This is a genomic window from Streptomyces sp. PTY087I2, assembly GCF_001687325.1.
Lineage (GTDB): Bacteria > Actinomycetota > Actinomycetes > Streptomycetales > Streptomycetaceae > Streptomyces.
Genome location: NZ_LZRD01000004.1, coordinates 55,009 through 75,605 on the forward strand (window position 1 = coordinate 55,009; position 20,597 = coordinate 75,605).

General features: G+C 72.6%; 12 protein-coding genes. 5 read left to right on the forward strand and 7 right to left on the reverse strand.

Going from position 1 to position 20,597, the window contains the following annotated elements; all coding sequences use genetic code 11:
* Positions 1 to 36 precede the first annotated feature (36 nt).
* Both A3Q37_RS05115 and A3Q37_RS05120 read right to left on the reverse strand, forming a co-directional pair.
* Complete coding sequence (locus A3Q37_RS05115; RefSeq protein WP_065478113.1) at positions 37 to 1,587, reverse strand: phage tail sheath family protein; 1,551 nt, start codon at positions 1,585 to 1,587, stop codon at positions 37 to 39.
* A gap of 775 nt (positions 1,588 to 2,362) precedes the next feature.
* Complete coding sequence (locus tag A3Q37_RS05120; RefSeq protein ID WP_065478116.1) at positions 2,363 to 3,706, reverse strand: hydrolytic protein; 1,344 nt, start codon at positions 3,704 to 3,706, stop codon at positions 2,363 to 2,365.
* Positions 3,707 to 3,943: 237 nt separating this feature from the next.
* Between A3Q37_RS05120 and A3Q37_RS05125 the strand changes: the two genes are divergently transcribed.
* From A3Q37_RS05125 to A3Q37_RS05140, 4 genes are all read left to right on the forward strand, one after another.
* Positions 3,944 to 4,666 (forward strand): LuxR C-terminal-related transcriptional regulator, encoded by a 723-nt coding sequence (locus tag A3Q37_RS05125; RefSeq protein WP_065478120.1) that lies wholly within the window; start codon positions 3,944 to 3,946, stop codon positions 4,664 to 4,666.
* Between the two features lie 349 nt (positions 4,667 to 5,015).
* On the forward strand, positions 5,016 to 8,309 hold the full coding sequence (locus A3Q37_RS05130; RefSeq protein ID WP_065478123.1) for a DUF11 domain-containing protein: 3,294 nt from the start codon (positions 5,016 to 5,018) through the stop codon (positions 8,307 to 8,309).
* Positions 8,306 to 9,010: a DUF4255 domain-containing protein gene (locus A3Q37_RS05135; RefSeq protein ID WP_065478126.1), complete on the forward strand. Its 705-nt coding sequence runs from the start codon at positions 8,306 to 8,308 to the stop codon at positions 9,008 to 9,010. Before A3Q37_RS05130 ends, A3Q37_RS05135 begins: the two co-directional genes overlap by 4 nt.
* Entirely contained in the window at positions 9,007 to 11,130 is a 2,124-nt protein-coding gene (locus A3Q37_RS05140) for an ATP-binding protein (protein WP_065478128.1), read from the forward strand. The genes A3Q37_RS05135 and A3Q37_RS05140 overlap by 4 nt, the downstream gene beginning before the upstream one ends.
* Before the next feature lie 11 nt (positions 11,131 to 11,141).
* Here A3Q37_RS05140 and A3Q37_RS05145 read toward each other — a convergent pair whose 3' ends face one another.
* The 4 genes from A3Q37_RS05145 to A3Q37_RS05160 all read right to left on the reverse strand — a co-directional run bounded on the left by A3Q37_RS05145 (position 11,142) and on the right by A3Q37_RS05160 (position 17,016).
* The gene (locus tag A3Q37_RS05145) at positions 11,142 to 12,398 is read right to left on the reverse strand and encodes an arginine deiminase (protein WP_065478131.1); all 1,257 of its coding nucleotides are present in this window, start codon (positions 12,396 to 12,398) and stop codon (positions 11,142 to 11,144) included.
* Between the two features lie 52 nt (positions 12,399 to 12,450).
* Entirely contained in the window at positions 12,451 to 13,890 is a 1,440-nt protein-coding gene (locus A3Q37_RS05150) for a basic amino acid/polyamine antiporter (protein ID WP_176711349.1), read from the reverse strand.
* A 157-nt stretch (positions 13,891 to 14,047) separates the two neighbouring features.
* A complete protein-coding gene (locus tag A3Q37_RS05155; RefSeq protein ID WP_065478137.1) occupies positions 14,048 to 15,247 on the reverse strand; it encodes a S1 family peptidase in 1,200 nt (399 codons plus the stop codon).
* A gap of 194 nt (positions 15,248 to 15,441) precedes the next feature.
* Complete coding sequence (locus tag A3Q37_RS05160) at positions 15,442 to 17,016, reverse strand: ABC transporter substrate-binding protein (RefSeq protein WP_255311744.1); 1,575 nt, start codon at positions 17,014 to 17,016, stop codon at positions 15,442 to 15,444.
* Positions 17,017 to 17,354: 338 nt separating this feature from the next.
* Here A3Q37_RS05160 and A3Q37_RS05165 point away from each other — a divergent pair, with 338 nt between their 5' ends.
* Entirely contained in the window at positions 17,355 to 17,678 is a 324-nt protein-coding gene (locus A3Q37_RS05165; protein ID WP_065478143.1) for a hypothetical protein, read from the forward strand.
* Positions 17,679 to 17,748: 70 nt separating this feature from the next.
* Here A3Q37_RS05165 and A3Q37_RS05170 read toward each other — a convergent pair whose 3' ends face one another.
* On the reverse strand, positions 17,749 to 20,517 hold the full coding sequence (locus A3Q37_RS05170; RefSeq protein ID WP_065478703.1) for a LuxR C-terminal-related transcriptional regulator: 2,769 nt from the start codon (positions 20,515 to 20,517) through the stop codon (positions 17,749 to 17,751).
* Positions 20,518 to 20,597 lie beyond the last annotated feature (80 nt).

Here is a 20,597-nt window from a genome sequence, read left to right on the forward strand (position 1 = left end):
GGGAGGTGAAGGGGTGGGGGGAGAGGACCGCGAAGGTCACTCGTCGACGAGGCTCGTGCTGTCCGAGAACTGCGAGAGCCGGAAGATCACGAACTCCGCGGGCTTCACCGGCGCCACCCCGATCTCGCAGACGACCTGACCGAGATCGATCGACTCCTGCGGGTTGTTGCTCCGGTCGCACCGGACGTAGAACGCCTCCTCGGCGGTGCGGCCGAACAGTGCGCCGCGCCGCCACTCCTCGGTGAGGAACGCGGTGACGTTGCGCCGGATGCTCGACCAGAGGCGGTCGTCGTTCGGCTCGAACACCACCCACTGGGTGCCCAGGAGGATGGACTCCTCCAGGTAGTTGAAGAGCCGGCGGACGTTGAGGTAGCGCCAGGCCGGGTCGGAGGAGAGCGTGCGGGCGCCCCAGATGCGGATGCCGCGGCCGGGGAAGGCGCGCACGCAGTTCACGCCGATCGGGTTGAGGAGGTCCTGCTCGCCCTTGGAGAGCCGGATCTCCAGGTCCACCGCTCCTCGGATGACCTCGTTGGCGGGGGCCTTGTGGACTCCGCGCTCGTTGTCGCTGCGGGCCCAGACACCGGCCACGTGACCGCTCGGCGGGACCAGGGAGTTGCGGCCGCTCGCCGGGTCGAAGACCTTGACCCACGGGTAGTAGAGGGCGGCGTAGCGGGAGTCGTAACCGGCGTCCTCGTTGCGCCAGGTGCGGACGCGCTGGGCGTTCATGCCGGGCGGGGTGTCGAGGACGGCGACGCGGTCGCCCATCTGCTCGCAGTGCGAAATGACCGCGAGCTGCACGGTCTTGACGCCCTCGGCGTCGATGTCGCCGCGCTGGAAGGCGCTCATCAGGTCCGGGACGGCGACCATCGTGATCTCGTCGATCGCTTCGAGACCGGCGAACCCGGTACGCGCGGAGGCGTCGCCCACGTACTCGGAGGCGTCGATCCTGGCCACCCCGTTGCCGGGCGCGGCCGCCGTCGCGGGGGCCAGGGCCACGGTCTGCTTCTCGGGGCGGCTCTGCGCCGTGCCGGGCTGCTCGGTGACCTGGATCAGCTTGGAGTCGCGGGTCTGGGTGACCAGGTAGCCCTTGACGTTCTTGCGGGTGGACACGTCGTACGTCTCCACGGCCTTGCCGCCCTGGCGGACCAGCAGCCGGAAGCGGTCCTCCGGCGGGTTCTCGCCCTCGGCGTCGGCGATCTCCACCGAGAGGCCGTCGCCCGTGCCGGGCCTGGCGGCGACCAGGAACCCGCCGAGCGCGACGGGTGCGGGGGCCTGGGCGACGGAGGCCTGCCCGGCGCCGTCGGCACCGTCCGAGCCCTGCGCGGGGCCGCCGATGCGCACGATGTAGGCCGCGCCGCCGCCGTTGGCGAAGAAGCCGTAGACGGCGTGCGCCAGATAGGTGCCGGCGGTGAAGGCGCCGAACGTCTGCACGTACTGGTCCCAGTTGGTCACCAGCGTCGGCCGGTGGAAGGGGCCCGTCCCCGCGAAGCCGACGAAGGCTGCGACCGCGGTGCCGACTCCTTCGATGGGCCGTGCTCCGGACTGCACCTCCTCCACGTAAACACCGGGGGTGAGGTACGACGGCATGCTCGCTCCTTCTGGACGGTCACTCGATCACCGCCCAGTCTTGACCGGCCGCGCGGGCCGGGAGTAGGTCCCGGAGTCCTGGACGCGGGGCAAGGAGACTGCCCTTTCCGGACTCTCGTACGCCGGGTAACCCTGCCCTTGGCGGTCCGCTCGGAAGCGTTCGCCCCTATTCCCGGTCGGCCACGCGCATTCCGCCGTCCACATGAAGAGAACGAGAACAACGTGTTACGCCACGGCCCGGCCGAGCCGCCCCGGCAGGGGGATTGGGGGAAGGCGGGACGGCGCGCCGGAGACCCCATGTGTTTGGTATCTCTTTTTCCCGGTAAACCACCGGTGGCCGGGAACCGTCCGGGGGTGTCGGCGAAACACTCCGAGGTGGTGCGATTCGGCCAGAATGCGCCGAGAAGGTGGGTGGATTCGGCCGGGGGTGGGGACGGGAAGCGGGCACGAAGACGCTCCGAACGGGCACCCGGCATCTGCCGTCGAACCGTCAGAACTGGCCCTGAGCAGGTCGGTTCGTGCCCGTGGTCACCGGAAGCGGATATTCTTCCTGTGCTGCCGACGCCGCGGGCGACCGAACCGGGGGAGGCCGCCGGCGTATCCGGGAAGGCGATTCCGCCACTCCCCGGCACGCCGGGTTTCCTCTCGGCCGGGTTTCTGCTGTTGTCTCGTCGGAAGGCGGAGCGGAGGGCTCGGCGTCGCTGATTCCGTCGCCCTGCCGGTTGTCCCTCTGCCGCCCTTCCGCCGTCCTTCTATCGTTCCTTCTGCCGTTCTTCTACCGTGCGAGATCGCTCAGTACGCCGCTGACATTCAGAACCTGATGGCACCCGGAAGCCTGAGTTCCGGTAGCCGGAGTGCCGGGCTTGGCGCAGGTGACGGAAGCGGTGACGGTGGCGTTCTCCGGAACCTGAATGGGGGTGACCCAGTGATAGTCCTGGTTGCGGAAGGTTTCCAGAGCGATCGTCGTGATCTTGTTCTCTCCGAAGGAGATCGTCACGAGGCCCTCGTCGCCCTGGAAGTTCGCCACCACGACGTCCGTGACGCGGAACACCTTCCCGGCCGGAACCTTGTAGGCGCCTTCCGCCGTGCCCCCCGCCCGGGTCTTCACGTCGATGGTCCTGGAGGCCTGCTCGCCCCCGCCGCCGCCACCGATCCCGCCGGTGCCGCCGCCCCCGCCGGTGCCGCCCGGGCCGGAACCGGTCCCGTCGGGGCCCGTGCCGTCCGGACCGGCCCCCTGGCCCTGGCCGCCGGCTGGGTTCTCCGCACCGCCGGGCGGCGTCGACCCCTGCTCCTTGCCCCGCTCGGTCTCCTCCTGCGCGGCCTTCGCCCCGGCCTGCTCGGCCGTGCTCTGCACCGCGGGCCGCACCAGGGCGAACCATGCGAGCAGCAGCGCGAGCAGCGCCGCCAGCACGATCAGCAGCCACTTGGGCAGCACGGGTATCTGGGCGAACTCCCCGGGCAGCGGCTCGGGTCCAGCGCCCTGCCCGTCGTCGGCGACGACCGCCACCGCAGCCGCGGCCTTGGACTCGGCGTCCCCTTCGCCGCCCTCGGCGCTCTCGGTCGCCAGGACCTCGAACGGCCAGGTGACGGGCTCGCCGAACCAGATCAGCTTCCGGGCCCGGACCTTCAGCGCGATCTCCGCCGACTCGCCCGGCTCCAGCCGCTTCTTGTCCGGCGTGAAGGCGAGGCGCAGATCCTCCCCGTCCTGCCGGCCCGCGAGAGCCACGTCGACCGGGGTGTTCCCCTTGTTCTGCACGGCGGTACGGAACCGGGCACCCAGCCAGCCCCGGCGGCGGCGCGGCTCCAGCTCCGTACGCAGCTCGTGGAAGGGCTCCACGGTCACCGTGGACTCCGGGACCACCACCGACTCGGGGCGCTCGGCGGGCAGCACCCGTACGGCCAGGGGGGTTTCGCCCGCCCGGACCTCGTGGGAACGGGGCGGGGCGAAGGTGAGGGTCACCGTCTCGGAGGTGCCCGGGTACAGCGACACACGCGCCGGCTCGACGGTGGTCCAGGCGGCACAGTCGCCGACCACTTCGAGGGTGTAGGCCTCGACGATGTCGCCGTCGTTGCGCACGGTCAGGGTGGTCGTCGCGGTACCGCCCGGCGACACCGTCACCGTGGGGCTTGCGAGTTCGGCAGATGTGGTCACTCTGCGACCGTAGGCCGCCGACCCGGTGCGGCAGCAGAGACGCAAGGGCAAGAAGCGGGCAGCGGTGGTGCCCCGCGGGCCCACCGGCACGGTGTCCCCGGGCCCCCGCCCCGGGCCCGCGCACCCTGCCCCGGCCGGCGCGGGCGATGACGAGCACAGCAGGCATATCGGGCTCAAGTACCTGAGGAAGACGGGCACGGAACGATGACGATCACGGAAACGACGAACAGCACGGCGGCGCGCGGGCAGTACCGCAGGCCCGAGACCGCCGACCGCCGCACGCCCGGCGCCGGGGGAGCGGCCGGGGGCCGGGTCTCCGTCGCGGTGTACGCGGAGGACCTGATCCTGCACACCGGCATGGTCCACCAACTGCGCGTGCGCCCCGAGATAGAACTGCTGCCGGAGGCCGATGCGGACCGGGCGCAGGTCTCCCTGGTCGTGGTGGACACGGTGGGCGAGTCCACCGTCCAGCTGCTGCACCGCCTCCAGCGCAACACGTCCACCCGCACCGGACTGGTCGTCGGCTACTTCGAGTCGGGCGCCCTCCAGACCATGATCGAGTGCGGGGTCGCCGCCGTTCTCCGGCGCGCCGAGGCCGACCAGGACCGGCTCGTCCACCTGGTGCGCGCGATGGCCAACGGCGAGGGCGTCCTGCCGGGCGATCTGCTCGGCAAGCTCCTCGACCACGTCAGCTCCCTCCAGCGGACGGTCCTCGACCCCCGCGGGCTCACCCTGTCCACGCTCACCGCGCGCGAGGCGGAGATGATCCGGCTGGTCTCGGAGGGCTGCGACACCGCGGAGATCGCACAGAAGACGTCGTACTCGGAACGCACCGTCAAGAACGTCCTGCACGAGGTCGCGACCCGCCTCGAACTCCGCAACCGGGCCCACGCGGTGGGCTACGCGATGCGCCACGGCCTGATCTGAGGCGCCCTGCCCCGGCCGGAGAACGGCACGCCTCCGGCCGGGCGGCCACCGGGGCTCCCACCTGGGCCGCCACCGGGGCTGCCGAGCAGGCCCGCGCGCCGGCCCGGGCCGACCACCCGGGGCTCCCGGAACGCCCTCGCTCCCCGTGGACCGGCCCGGGCCGCACCGGCGGCCCGCTCCCGGCGGACGGGCGCCCCCAAGGCACCCCGGTCACCGCCCGGCGGTCGCCCACCGCCGCAAAGGGCAGTGCTCCCTTCCCCCGTTCCGGGTACTCGCGGACTGTTCTCCGGACCCGCACGGGCGCGAGGCTGGCCGGTGGAGAGTCGATCGACAGACTGTGAGGTGGGCCGTGACCGGCACTGCTGGCCCGGCGAAGCATTCCCGGCTGGGCCGACTGACCGGCGCGGTGGTGCTGTTGGCGCCGCTGCTGCTCGTCGGCTCGGCCGCCGCGCCCGACGGGGCGGGGCAGGCCGTCGCCGCCCCGGCCGACGCCGAACCGGGCCAGGCGGGGCGTATCGCCTTCGCCGGGACCGAACACCGCAGCCTCGGGCGGGCCAACGACCAGGACACCACCGACCCGCTCTTCGGCGACGGGCCCGCCCACTACGACCAGGACCCCTCCGCCCGCGGTGACGTCCTGGTCTTCACCAGCCTGCGCGACAGCGCCAAGCCCCAGGTGTACGTACGCGGCGCGGACGGCTCCGTACGCCGGCTCACCGACGGCCGGGACGCGGCCCGCCCCGAACTCTCCCCGGACGGGCGGACCGTCGTCTTCGACTCGGCGGAGCCCGGGCCCGGCGGAACCGTCCAGCGCGACCTCTGGTCGGTCGGCGTGGACGGCTCGAATCTGCGGCGGCTCACCGACACCGCCGACAACGAGGAGTCCCCGACCTGGTCCCCGGACGGCACGAGGATCGCGTACGCCTGCGACGGCGACACCGCGCTCGGCTGGCAGATATACGTACGGGACACCGCCGGCGGGCCGCAGACCCGGATCAGCGACGCACCGGCCGGCGACGCCACCGAGCCCTCCTGGAACCCGGGCACCGACCCCGCCGACCGGAACATCGTCGCGTACACCCTCACCACCAACCCCGACCCGGACGTCGACGACGGCACCGAACTGCGCGCCACCGAGGGCATCGGCACCGACCGCCCGCTGCTGGCCGGCGGGCACGCCGAGTGGGGCACCCGGTCGGCCTCCTGGCTGCCCGACGGCAAGGACATCGTCTTCCTCAGCCCCTACCACACCTGCGGCTGCGACGACTTCGACCACGTCTACCGGGTGACCGCCTTCGACGGTACGAACCCGCCGGACCAACTGGTCGACGAGAACCGCCAGGTGGGGCCGCCCACCTGGTTCCCCCCGGCCGGGACCGTCGTCGTCCCCCGGATCACCCCGGACCCCGAGACCGTCAAGAAGCCCGACGAGCTGCTGGCCGCCGCGCAGATCGTGACGCTCCAGGACGTACGGCAGGACGGCTCCGACCCCCGCGACCTGGGCCTCACCATCCTCAAGGAGGACCCGGCGGCCCGTACCAACGACAACCCCGCCGTGGATCCCCTGTTCAACCCGGCCGAGGGCTACGACCCGTGGACCGAGCGGCAGAGCTACACGCCCGACGGCCGCCGCATCGTCGTCACCCGGTTCGAGGACACCGACGCCGGGCGGATCGAGCGGATCTGGATGGCCGACGCCGACGGCGGCAACGCGGCGGCGCTGCCGCTCGCCGGGCGCGGCCCGAACGACTGGGACACCGACCCCGCCTTCTCGCCCGACGGCACCAAGCTCGCCTTCACCCGCACCTCGCCCGGCGGCACCGGCGACGCGGCGGGCCCCAGCCGCATCCTCGTCGCCGACGTCGCCAGCGGTGAGATCCTTGACGAGATCCGGCCGCCCGAGGGCCAGCAGACCGGCGGCGACGCCCAGCCCACCTGGTCCTCCGACGGCGTCAACCTCGCCTTCACCCGTAACCACGTCATCAACGGCAACGGCGGCAACAAGCACATCTGGGTGGTGCCGGTCGCCGACCTCGGCCGGCAGCGGGACCTGAGCGCCACCATCTGCCCCGGCGACTGCGACGTCATCGACGACAGCCCCGCGTTCTCCCCGGACGGCCTGAAGGTGGCGTTCAACCGCAAGGACGGCGGCGGCAGGGTCAACCAGCAGGCCGGCGTCCTCATCAAGCCCCTGAGCGGCGGCGGCTGCCGCGTCGTGCTGCCCTCCGTCCAGAAGGACAACCCCGACGGCTGCGACCTGCCGATCCCCGACACCACCGCGACCGGCCCCCACCAGCCCCGCGACGTGGCCTGGACGCCCGGCGGCGACAAGCTCGTGTTCACCGCACGCCGCGAACTCGCCCCGAACTCCCTGGAACAGCTCTCCGTCCTCGACATCGTCTCCGGCGACCTGACCCCCGTCGACAACACGCACGCCGGACGGCAGAAGGAGCCCGCCCTCCAGCAGTCCGTCGACCTGTCGCTGACCGCCCCGCCCACCCATCCCGCCGTGGAGGTCGGCTCCGACACCGAGGTGACGATCACCGTCACCAACCGGGGCCCCGCCCCCTCGCCCGGCACCATCCTCACTGTCGACGCCCCGCCCGGCGTACGGCTGGAGGAACTGACCACCGATACCGCGACCTGCGCACCCGGCACCCCCCAGTGCGACCTCGGCACCGTCCCGCCCGGCGCCGACGTGGAGATCACCGCCCGGCTGACCGGCGTCACCACCGGCATCCAGCGCGTCAACTGGTCCGTCACCGGGGCCGTCATCGACCCCAACCCCACGGACAACGCCACCGGCACGATCGTCCCGGTCGAGGACGCCCCGCCGCCCACCCCGCCCCCGACGACGCCCCCGCCGTCTCCCACCCCCACGACACCTTCCCCGACCCCTACGCCGACGACGCCTGCGCCGACACCCCCCGCACCCACCCCGCCGCCCGCGACCACACCGCCCCCGCCGCCGGCCCCCGCGCCCCCGCCGCCCGCGCCCGAGGCGGGGCCCGCCGTCACGGTGCGGGCCCAGCCCAGCCCCGGCTACGTCGGCGGCAAGGTGGTCGTCACGTACACCGTGCGCAACGGCAGGAACGCCCTGGCCACCGGCCTCCGGCTGGACCTCGGACTGCCCCGGGACATCCCAGCGGGGCCACTCCCGGCGGGTTGCACCGCGGGCGCCTGCACGCTCCCCGACCTCGCGCCCCGTGCGTCCACGGTCATCAGCGTGGTCCTGTCGCCCGACAAGGCGCTGCGTACGACGATCACCGCGTCGCTCACCACCACCGGCACCGACGCGAACCTCCGCGACAACGTCTCCCGGATCCCGCTGCGCATCCTCCAGCCCCGGATCATCGCGGTGCCCAAGGTCGGCAAACCCGGCTTCGTCACCTCCGTACGCGGCAAGGACTTCCCGCCCGGCGCGCCCGTCACCCTCAGCTGGAAGCCCGGCATCACCGCCGCGGCCGCCCCGACCCGGCCGCTCGGCGACGGCACGTTCATCGCCCAGCTCCTCATCCTGGCCAAGGACCAGACCGGGCCGCGCGACATCATCGCGAAGGGCCCAGGCTTTAGCCCCGTGAAGACGGACTTCCTCGTGGTGCTCGGCACCATCACCCCGCCCGACGAGGTGATCCGCCGATGATCCACGAAGTCGACGAAGGGCTGCGGCTGTTGCTCGCCGAGGCCGGACTGGAGGACAGCGGCGTCGACCTGGTCTTCGACGCCCCGACGAAGGACTGGTCGGCCCGTCGCAACGCCCCGACCATCAGCGTCTTCCTGCACGGCATCCGCGAGGACGCGGCCCGGCGGCGTACCGGCACGGCCGAGACGCACGACGAGGAAGGTGTCGTCACCGGGTGGCGGACCCCGCCGCGCTGGTTCGAGCTGACGTATCTGGTCACCGCCTGGACCAACCGCCCGCAGGACGAACACCGCTTGCTCTCCGAGGTGTTGCGCACTCTCGTCCGCACCGACACGCTGCCCGCCCGGCTGCACACCGGCAGCCTCGCGGAACTCGGCCTGACCGTCGAGCTGGAGGCGGCGGGCCCCGGAGCCGGCGGCCCGTCGGCCTCCGACGTCTGGTCCGCGCTCGGCGGCGAGCTGAAGGCCGCTATCGACCTGCGGGTCCTGGCCCCGCTGGCCGGCGAACGCACCGCCGCCGGACCGCCGGTCACCGAGGGCCTCGTCATGAAGACCGCACCGCACCTGGACGGCGACCCCGGCGACCCCGGCCGCCGGCTGCGCTACGACGGGGCGACCGACCCCGGCGGGCAGGGCTTCGCCGCACCCCGGGAACGGCGTCTGCCACCCGGCCGACGCAGGCGGGGGAACGCCGCACGATGACCCAGGCAGTACAAGAGGCCGAGCAGGCATGCGCGTTGACCGATGTCGAAGCGCTCTGGGAACGGCTCGGCCACGTCGAGCAGCGGGTCCGGGAAGCCGTCGCCGCCCGCCGGGCCGTCGACCCGGACCCCGACGACCCCTACCGGGGGCAGTACCTCACCCCCGAGGCCGCGGCCCGCATCCTGGAGACCCGCGACGCGTTCACCCCCGTACCGGTGTACGGGGACGGGGCGCCGGGCGGCGCGGAAGACGGCGGCAGGCTCGGCGAGTTGGCCGAACGCTTCGGGCTGACCCCGCCGGACGTCGACCTCCTGCTGGTCGCCCTCGCCCCGGACATTGACCCCCGGTTCGAGCGGCTGTACGGCTACCTCAACGACGACCTCACCCGCCGCCGGCCCACCATCGGCCTCGCCCTGGAACTCTGCGGGCTGCCCGCCGCAGGCTCCGGCCGCTTCCGGTTCTCGCCGTCCGCCCCGCTCGTCGCGGGCGGCCTGCTGGAGATCGCCGACACCGAACGCCCGCTTCTCTCACGCCTGTTGTGCGTCCCCGACCGGGTCACCGCCCATCTCCTCGGCAACGACGAGACCGACGGCCGACTGCGCGGGATCGTCCGCGAGGACACCCGCATGCCGGAGCCGGACGGACGGCCCGAGGTCCTCCGGATCGCGGCCGCCCTCGGCACCGGCAGCGGACTGGTCCACCTGCTCGACCGGGGCGGCGACCCGCACGGCCTCGCGGTCGAGGCCCTGCACGCCACCGGCCGGCGCCCCCTCGTCGTCGACATCGCCGCGCTCGCCACCGCGCCCGAACCGGCCATGCTCGTACGGGCGTTGGCGACCGAGGCCTGCCTCGGCCGGGCCGGGGTGATCCTCGGCCCGCTCGAAACGCTCGCCCCCGAACGCCCCGAGGGGGCCCGGCTGCTCGGGTCCCTGTGCGCGGCGCTCGGCTCGACGCCCCTGATCGCGTACGGCAAGAAGAACTGGGACCCGCTGTGGACCCCGGAGAGCCCGGTGCCCGTCACCGTCCCGCCGCCCGGCCCCGACGGCATGGCGCGGCAGTGGCGGCGGGCGCTCGCCGACGCGGGGCGCTCGGTCGGCCTGTCCGCGGCGCACGCCACCGCCGACGACGCGCTCGTCGAGGCGGCCGCCGCCTACCGGCTCGACTCCGGCCAGCTGCGCCGGGCCGCGACCGTCGCCTCCCGGCTCGCCGTCCTCGGGCCCCGGCCGGTCACCCCGGAGGACCTGCGCGCCGCGGTCCGCGCCCAGAACGGCGCGGGCCTGGAACGGCTCGCCCGCCGCATCGAGCCCGGCGTCGGCTGGGACGACCTGGTGCTGCCCCCGGCCACCCGCACCCAGCTCGCCGAACTCGCCCTGCGCGCCCGCCACCGCGAGACGGTCCTCGGGCAGTGGCGGATGCGGCCGGGCGGCGGCCGGGGGAGAGGCGTCATCGCCCTGTTCGCCGGGGAGTCCGGCACCGGAAAGACCATGTCCGCCGAGGTCGTCGCCGCCGAACTGGGCATGGAGCTCTACGTCGTGGACCTCTCCACCGTGGTCGACAAATACATCGGAGAGACCGAGAAGAACCTGGAACGCATCTTCGCCGAGGCGTCCGACGTCAACGGCATCCTGCTGTTCGACGAGGCCGACGCGATCTTCGGCAAGCGCTCCCAGGTGAACGACTCCCGCGACAAGCACGCCAACATGGAGTCGGCCTACCTCCTCCAGCGCATGGAGTCCTTCGACGGCATCGCCGTGCTCACCACCAACCTCCGGGCCAACCTCGACGAGGCGTTCACCCGCCGCCTCGACGTGATCGCCGAGTTCCCGATGCCCGACGCCCGCCAGCGCCTCGCCCTCTGGGACCGCTGCCTGGGCCCGGCGATCCCGCGCGACGCCACGCTCGACCTGGAGTTCTGCGCGGACCGCTTCGAGCTGGCGGGCGGCTCGATCCGGGCCTGCGCGGTGACCGCGGCCTACCTCGCGGCGGAGTCGGACGCCCCGCTGACCATGGACCAGCTCGTCACGGCGGTGCTCCAGGAGTACCGCAAGCTGGGGCGGCTGGTGCTGGAGAGCGAGTTCGGCCCGTGGCTGGCGAAGGAGCGGGCGCGCGGGGGGCGGTAGCCCGTACGGCGTCAGAAGTCCACCGCGTCGCGGATCAGCGGGCAGGTCATGCAGTGCCCGCCGCCCCGGCCCCGCCCCAGCTCCGCACCGACGATCGTGATGACCTCCACCCCGGCCCGCCGCAGCAGGGCGTTGGTCTGGGTGTTGCGGTCGTAGGTGAAGACCACCCCCGGCTCCAGGGCCACCGCGTTGTTGCCGCTGTCCCACTGCTGGCGCTCCGAGGCGTAGACGTCGCCGCCCGTCTCGATCACCCGCAGCTGGGGCAGGCCCAGGGCGCGGGCCACGACCTCGGTGAAGGGGGTGGCGCCCTCGTCGGTGATCTCGATCTCGGGCGCCCGGTCCGAGGGCCGCAGCGAGAACGTGTGGACGTCGTCCATGATGCGCGGGTACAGCGTGACGATGTCCCGGTCCGCGAAGGTGAACACCGTGTCCAGGTGCATCGCGGAGCGCAGCTTCGGCATTCCGGCGACGATGACGTGCTCGGCCGCCCCCTGCGCGAACAGCGCCGCCGCGACCTGGGTGATCGCCTGGCGGGAGGTCCGTTCGCTCATGCCCATGAGGACGACGCCGTTGCCGACCGGCATGATGTCGCCGCCCTCGAACGTGGCCCGGCCCCAGTCCTTCTCGGGGTCGCCCCACCAGATCGTGGAGCCCCGGAAGTCGGGGTGGAAGGTGTAGACCGCCTTCATCAGCAGGGTCTCGTCGTGCCGGGCGGGCCAGTACAGCGGGTTGAGCGTCACCCCGCTGTAGAGCCAGCAGGTGGTGTCCCGGGTGTAGAGGGTGTTCGGCAGCGGCGGCATCAGGTACTCCCGCGCCCCCGTGCCCTCCCGGGCGAGACCCACGTACGCCGAACGGAACTCCTCCGGAAGGTCGGCGATGGCCAGACCGCCGATGAGATGGTCGGACAGCCGGCGCGGCGTCAGGGAGTCGAGGAAGGCGCGGGTGTCGTCGACCAGCCCGAGACCCACCTCGTTCGCGTCGATCTTCCGGTCCAGCAGCCAGGACCTGGCCTCCGGGATCGCCATGGTCGCGGCGAGCAGCGCGTGCAGTTCGACGACCTCCACCCCCCGTTCGGTGAGCTGGGCGACGAAGTCGGCGTGGTCCCGCTGCGCGTTCTCCACCCACATCACGTCGTCGAACAGCAGATCGTCGGAGTTGGTCGGGGTCAGCCTGCGGTGGGCCATGCCGGGGGCGCAGACCAGGACCTTGCGCAGCCGCCCCACTTCGGAGTGGACGCCGAGGACGGAAGCGGGGGCGACAGGTGGCACGGTGGGCCTTTCACTCGGTGAATCGGGGGTTCTGTCCGTACGGGGCCGGGGCTCACAGCTCGATCCAGCCGAGGGCCAGCGCCGCGACGCCGACGGCGGCACCGGCCACCGACACCGCGCAGATGACCGCCTCACCCGGGGAGAAGAGCCTGCGCCCCTGCTCCCTGCGGGACATGACGAAGAGGAAGGTCGCCGGGGCGTAGAGGATGAGGGAGACGAGGACGAACTTCGGCCCGGCCGCGTACAGCAGGAACGCGGTGTAGAGCGTCGCCACGACGGCGATGACCAGCTCGCGCCGGGGGGAGCGTCCCACCGAGCCCCAGCGCTCCGGCCGGGCCGCGACCTTCACCGCGAAGCTGGCGGCGAGCAGGAACGGGATCAGGCTCAGCGCGCTGGTCAGATCGAGGGCGAAGGTGAACGCGTCGTCGGAGAAGAGCGTCACGACGAGCATGATCTGGCTCAGACATGTGGTCAGGAGCAGCGCGTTCTCGGGTACGTCCGCCGCGGTCGACTGCCCGAGGAAGCGCGGCATGTCCTTGTCCTTGGCGGCGACGAAGAGGACCTCGGCGGCCATCAGGGTCCAGGCGAGGTAGGCGCCGAGCACGGAGACGATGAGGCCGACGCTGATGAAGACCTTCCCCCAGGTCCCCACGGCCGACTCCAGCACCTCGGCCATCGACGGCTGCCGCAGCTCGGCGATCTCGGCCATCGGCAGCAGCCCGTAACTGACGATCGTGACGGAGGCGAAGACGGCGAACACGCTCAGGAAGCCCAGGACGGTGGCCCGGCCGACGTCCTCGCGGCGCTTGGCGTGCCGCGAGTACACGCTGGCCCCCTCGACGCCGAGGAAGACGAACACGGTGGCGAGCATCGTCCCGCGGACCTGGTCGAAGAGGGTGCCGGCCTCGGCGGTCCCGCTGAAGTTGTCGGCGAAGACGGAGGGTTCGAAGAAGAACAGCGCCAGCACGACGAAGAAGAGGATCGGCACGATCTTCGCGACGGTGACGATCCGGTTGATCGCCGCCGCCTCCTTGACGCCTCGCCGGATCAGCAGGAAGAACCCCCACAGCCCCACCGAGGAGACGACCACCGCCGTCACCGTGTCGCCGTCGCCCAGCGCGGGCGCCACCGCGCCGACCGTCGACATGATGAGCACCCAGTAGGTGACGTTGCCGACGCAGGCGCTGGCCCAGTAGCCGAAGGCGGAGAAGAAGCCGAGGTATTCGCCGAACCCCGCCTTCGCGTACGCGTAGACCCCGGCGTCCAGGTCCGGCCGCCGCACGGCGAGCGCCTGGAAGACGAACGCGAGCATGAGCATGCCCGTCCCGGCGACCGCCCAGGCGATCAGGGCCCCCGCGACCCCGGTCTCCTGCGCGAACCGCCGCGGCAGCGAGAAGACCCCGGCCCCGACCATCGAGCCGACCACCATCGCGGTCAGGGTCGGGAGCGTCAGTTTGGCGGCCGGTCGCGGCGGGGCCTCGGGATGGCTCATGGTTTCCCTCGTCGATGCGGTCATCGGCCAACCAGGGAAAGCTAGCAATACGTCGGGCGCTTTGTCCGGAAATGGGGGTGGGTGTGACCGGGGGCCGCTCGCCTGGTCGCGCGAGCGGCCCCGGCCGGCTCCTTGAGGGGGGTGCCCCCGTCGGCGCCTAGTTGGTGTTGAGCGTCAGCCCGTAGTAGCCGAGGGCGTCGTCGAGCGGCTGGAAGTAGGAGGAGCCGCGCGAGTTCACCCCGCCGGTGCACTTCTGGTCGGTCGGGCCGCCGGAGGTCATGCCCTGGGCCTGGTTTCCGGAGATGTACGCGCCGCCGCTGTCGCCGCCCTCGACGCAGACGCTGGAGGTGGCCAGGCCGCTGACGACCGTGTCGGGGCCGCCGTTGCGGTCGACGTAGGTGACGGTGTTGTTGTACGAGCCGATCGTGCCGCAGGTCCAGCCGGTGGTGGCGCCGGACTTGCAGACCGCGGCGCCGGACGAGGCGCGGGTGCCGCCGCGTACGGCGACCGGGTTGCTGTTCCCCCAGGTGCCGACGCTGGTCGTGATCGAGTGACCGGAGTTGATGGTCAGGATGCCCATGTCGACGCTCCGGGTGCCGAGCGCGTACCGGGTCCTGTAGCCCTGGGCGAACGCCGCCCCGTCGTAGCGCAGGGTGTTGGTGACGCAGTGCCCGGCGGTCACCAGGTACTGCCGGCCGGAGCTGTCACGGGCGCCGTAGCCGACGGAACACCACTGGGTGGTGTTGTTGAACGTCATCTTGCTGCCGGGATAGATCGCGGCCTTGGCCTCCAGCTTCTCCTCGCCCCGGACGATCCGGACGGCGGAGCCGTGCTCGGCGGCCTTGGCGAGGAACGCCTGGGCGGCGGCTCCCCGCTCGTTGTTGACCTTCACGGTCACCTGGTCGGCGGGCAGGTCCACGGACCAGGCGACCACGCCGGAGGGCGTCTTGGCGGCGGCGGCCCGGTCCAGCTCGGCCTTGATTCCGTCCAGTGCGGCCTGGCCTCTGGCGGGCACGCGGGCATCGAGGCCGGCCTTCTCGATCCTCGCCGCCTCGGCCTGGTCCTCGGCGTTGACGGTCGGCCGGCCGGAGGCGTCGAAGAACGCTCCGTCGCCGGATATGCCCTGCTTCCGCAGACCGGCGAGCTTGGTCTGCTGGGCGTCCTGCCGGTCCAGCCGGTCGACCGCGGCCTTCTCGCTCACACCGAGCGAAGCGGCCAACGCCCGGACCATCTCGGGCTGGTAGCGGGGAGTGGTCGCCCCGTCCTGTGCCTGGGCCATGCTCTGGGTGCCCAGAACCGTGGCGGCCGAGAGCAGGACGCCCGCGGCGGCAAGGCTGTACTTACGTGTGTTGCGCACGCTGATTCCTTCCGGATGACAGCCGGAAACCCGTATGGGGGGTGAAGCGCCGGGCCCCGGCCGGCGGCGGGTTCCGAACTCGCCGCGAGCTGAACTATTGAGGCCCGGCGTTCGCCGGGATACCCGGATCGGCGCATTCACGGATACGCAGATAATGCGAGGGGAGCTTCAGGGGATCGGAACCCCAAAGCGCCCTAGAGCCGCCGGAGTTCCCACAGGCGCCAGATGGCGTCCTCGGCGAGGAGATGTCCGCCGAGGACGGAGGAACGCGTCACGACCTGACGCTGTTTGTGCCAGACGGGAATCAGCGGAGCGTCCTTCGCGATCGTGTCCTGGACCGCCCGGAACCGCTGCATGGCTTTGCTGCGGTCGGTGAACCGCTGGGTGTCCCTGATGGCGTGGTCGACCTCGGCCGACGCGTAGCCGTTCCCCAGGACGTTGCCGGTCCCCACCAATGGCTGGACGAATGTGTCCGCGTCGGGGAAGTCCGGTATCCACTGATAGAGGTGGACGTCGAACTCGCCCTTCAGACAGCGTTTCTGGTACGTGGTGAAGTCGCGCTCCTCGACCAGCTCGACCCGGAACAGACCGTCCTTCTCCCACTGCTTCTTCAGCGCGCGCGCCTCGACGGCGGCGATACCGGTCTGGTGGCCGAGTCTGATGCGTACCGGAGTCGTGACCCCTGCGGACCGCAGACGCTGGGCGGCGTACGCCGCGTCCGCCTCCGGGTAGCGGTCGAAGAACGCCGTGCTGTGTCCGACGACGCCTTGCGGGACGAGCGAGTACAGCGGCGTCACCGTGTGCTCGAACACCTCGCTCGCCAGGTGCCCGCGGTCGACGAGCGAGGCCAGGGCTCTGCGCGTCTCGGGGTGCCCCAAGGGTTCGCGCGGGGAGCGCATGTTCAGCACGAGGTAGTGCGCCTCGGCGCTGTCGCCGGCGGAGAGGCGTACGTCCGCGTCGCTGGGGTCGATCCCGGCGAGGGTGGCGGCCGGAAGTCCCGCGTAGGCGATGTCGACCGTTCGGGCGTTCCAGGCCTCCTCGACGTTCTGCGATGTCTCGAAGTAGTGGACCTCGACCGCGACCCCGCGCTTGGTCACGGCGCCGTCGTACGCCGCGTTCGGTTTCAGGGTGATGGACTTCTTGGCCGTGTAGGACGCGATGACATAGGGCCCCGACCCCGAGGCGCTCTTCTCCTCCCGCAGCCGGTCCGCCGGGAACTCCGCCGGGTCGACGATGGCCCCGGCCCCCGTGGCGATTTTCGACGGCCAGGTGGCATCCGCGGTCGCGAGGTGGAACGTCACGAGGGAACCCCGGGCGTCCACGGAAAGGAGATTCGCGAACAACGGCCCCGGACCCAGCGGATCGCGGATCCGCAGAATGCGCTCGAACGAATGCTTCACCGCCGTCGCCGTGAGGGGGTTCCCGTTGGAGAACGTGAGGCCGTCCCGGAGTTCGCACCGGTACGCGGTGAGTGCGGCGGAGGTGAATTCACAGGACTCGGCGGCGTCGGGTTTCGGGGTGGGCGACCCCGGCTCGAAGGTGAGCAGGTTCTGGTAAATGTTGGTGAAAACCGCCCAGGAACCGGCGTCGTACACCCCGGCGGGGTCCAGTCCGGCCAGAACGCTGGAAGTCCCGATGGTGATGGGCTTTTCGTCCGCGGTCTCGGCGGGGGATAACTGGCAGCCACTGGCGAACAGGAGTGCGAAAGATCCTGCCACGATTCCGGGGCGGATGAATTTCATGGAGGTGCTCATGGGTCCCTTGGTCATGGGCATGGCGATGCTGTGCGTCGGTGGATGGAACCTAGTGACAGAGCGTGCGCGTTTTTATCCGGGGGCGTGAATCACGGATACGGCGTTGTGCGTACGGACCGGCCCGCTCCGGTGCGTGGCGCGGCGGGGCCGCGGAGATGGGCGCACGCCTCGTCCGCCGTCGCCGGACCCCGGTCGGCCGGATTCGGGGCGAGCGCGGCCGGGACTGCCCGTGGGGCGCCGGGATACGTACAGGGGGCGCACGAGATACGTATAGGTGATCGGGTCATTCCGGATATTGAGGGCCGCGCGCGCCTCGTACGTTGGGGATACCGCGACATCGAGGAGATGGCGTCATGGCCGAGCTCTACTTCCAGGTCAATGTCCCCACCCGGAACGCCGTGCAGCCCGAGCGGTGCGGCCTGCACGTCTTCACCGGGTGCGCGGAGACCGAGACGGATGCCCTGCGCATCGCGCGCGAGGCGTGCGACGCGGCGGTCGCCGCCCAGAAGGCGGGCTTCGCCCTCCCGCGCCGGCGCCCGGACGGCTGGGGAGCGCGCGGCGTGCGGTCCGGCTGGGTGTTCGACTGGGCGGCGGCGACCGTGGCGGTCTGGGAGCACGACCGGAGCTTCTGGGCGGCCAAGCCCTTTCTGCCCCTGGAGACTCCTCGCGCCCGGTGAGCCCGGCTCCGGTGAGCTCAGACCCCTTGAACTCGGCCGGTGAACTCACATCTGCACTCAGCCGGTGAGCTCACATCCGGTGAGCGAGGTCGCGGCGGGAGAGCGCGCCGGTCTTCCGCATGGCACCGGCGATGTGCTGCTCCACGGTCCGCGGGGAGAGATGCAGGGTCGCGGCGATCTCCCGGTTGGTCAGTCCGGAGGACGCGAGCTGGGCGACCTCCGCCTCCCGGGGGGACAGCTGGTCGGAGTGCGACGGCCGCCCGGGCGGCCGCCCCTTCTTGGCGGGCTGCCGGGTACGCAGCAGGGCCCTGGCCCGCGTCGCGTCCCAGACGGCGCCCAGGTCGGTGAAGTGCTGGGCGCAGGCCTCCAGCTCGGCGATGGCCGAGGCAGTGGTGGCGCGGTCGCACGCGGTGGCGGCGGAAGCCTCACCTGACGCACTCGCACGGTCCTCCCCGGCTTCCCCGTCCTCCCCGCCCCCCGCATCCGCCGCCAGCACACACCGCCCCGCGCACTCCGTGGTCAGTGCCTCGCTGTAGGGGCGCGGAAGCTCCGCGTACGCGGCCGCCGCCTCCCGGTACGACTCGGCCGCCGCCAGCAGACCGTCCGGCCGCCCTTCAGCCAGCGCCTCGTTCTCCGCCAGTACGGCCCGGCTCCAGGTCAGCGCGGCTCGGGCGGCGGGTGCGTCCGCCTCGCCGAGGCCCTGGGCGAAGTCGCGGACCATGGCGTGGGCCGTGGCCATGTCGCCCGCCCTGGCCAGGGCCTCCACGGCCCACGGCGCGAGTTCCGCGGCCCAGGGCCACACCCCCTTCTCGGCCACCACCGGCCACGCCGCCCGCGCCTGCTCCGCCGCGTCGGCCACCTCCTGGCGGGCCAGCGTCAGGCGGATCACGGCGCCGGCCGCGGTCGCGCCCAGGGGCACCGGCAGGTTCTCCGTACCGAACGTGCCGCGCTGGGACAGCCAGGACCGGGCCTCTCCCCAGTCCCCCTGGGCGACGGCGAGGAGGCCGCGTACGACGTAGGCGTCGGAGGAGAGGAACGGCATGTCCGCGGTGTCGGCGACGAAGTCCTCGCACCGCTTGGCCAGGCCCAGCCACTGGCCGGTCCACCACGCCTGGAGCAGCAGCGTTCCCGACGCGCTGTGCTCGGTGTACGGTGCGCCGCTGCGCGTCGCCAGCTCGCGCCCCTCGGCCAGCAGGCTGTCCACGCGGCGGTAGAAGCCGAGCCAGACGGCGGAGTCCGCGGCGTTGCACATACCGCGCGCCGCCTGCCGGACGCAGGCCGGGTCCGTGCTGTGCACGGGCAGCCGCTCCACCAGGTCCCAGGCCTCGGGGTCGGCCCAACTCATGGCGAGCCCCACGTGGTTGGCCAGCACCGCCGTCCGCATGGCGTCGTCCCCGCTGTCGTCGGCGGCGGCCGAGGCCTTGATCAGCCACCCCCGGTGGACGTCGAGGGAAGCGCCCGGCCAGTAGGGGGTGACCAGGGCCGCCATCGCGCGGGCGGCCAGCGCGGACCGCACCTCGCGCAGTTCGGCGGCGGCGACCTCCAGGACCCGCCAGCCCTCCTCGAACCGGCCCATCTGGTTGGAGAGCATCAGCCCCAGGTCGAGCCGCAGCTCCCCGCGTACGGCCGGGGGAAGATCCGCGTCCCGCACGATCTGCTCCAGCACCTCCACGGTCTGGTCCGAGCGCAGCCCGGTCACCGCGTTGCGGGCCAGCAGCGGCGCCAGCCGGGCCCGGGCCTGCGGGGGGATGCCGGGGGTGGCGAGCGTCCGCTCCAGAAGGGTGATCGCCTCCTGGTGCCGGCCGGACGCCGCCGCCGACTCGGCCGCCTTCTCCACCGCCCTGAGCCAGCCGCGGTACTCGCCGGCCGCCCGGTGGTGCTCGCCCACGGCCGCCCACGGCACGGGCTGTCTGCGGCTGAGCGCAGCGGCCGCCCGCCGGTGCAGATCCTGCCGTACGGGCCCGGGCACGGTGTCCCGTACGGCAGCGGCGGCCAGCGGCACGGCGAAGCCGTAACGCCCCTCGCCCAGTTCCGCCAGGGCCGCGCTCTCCAGGGCCCGCAACAGCGCGTCGCTCCCCGGTACGGCCCCGAGCCCCGACACCGCGATCAGCTCGTCCCGGGCGGCGGGCCCGTCCAGGACGGCGGCCGCCCAGACCAGCGGCCGGTGCGCCGAGGGCACCGCGTACGTACGGCTGAGCACCAGCTCCGCCAGCCGGGCCGGCACCCCGGCCGCGGCCACCTCGGCGGCCGTGCCGGTGAAGGCGGGCCGCTGTTCCCGCAGCACGGCCAGCAGATCGACGACCGCCCGGGGAACTCCACCGGTGCGCTCGTACAGCGCGCTCACGGCCTCGGCCGTACAGCTCTCGCCCAGCACCTCCGCCGCAGCCCGCCGGACACGTTCCTCGTCCCAGGGCGCCAGGCGGTCCCCGAGCACCGTCAGCCGGAAGGGGTACGTCATGGCGGAGCCGCCCAACGGCATTCCGGGAACGGGGAGTTCCTCGGGCCGGAAGGTCACAGCGGCCGCCGATCCGGGCGCCATCCCCGCCAGCACCCGGCGCAGCGCTCGCAGCTCGTCCTCGTCCGCCCGGTGGACGTCGTCCACCAGCAACAGGGTCGGCTCCCGCCACACCTCGCCGTCCTCCGGCCGCCCGTCGCCGTCCCCGCACCGCCACCACAGGCGGACCACATCCGGCGTCTCGGGCAGCTCGGCGAGTTCGTGCAGCAGATGCGTCTTGCCCAGACCGGCGGAGCCCTCGACGAACAACAGCACCGGCCCGGCGTCACGGTCGGCGAAGGCGCGGGCGAGGGACCGCCGGGCAGAACCACACGTCGCGCTCACGTCGCCACCCTCGCTCTCCGTCGCCCCGTGGCCCGGGCCCACCACAGTGATGCCCAGGCCCATTCTCGGCGAACGACAAC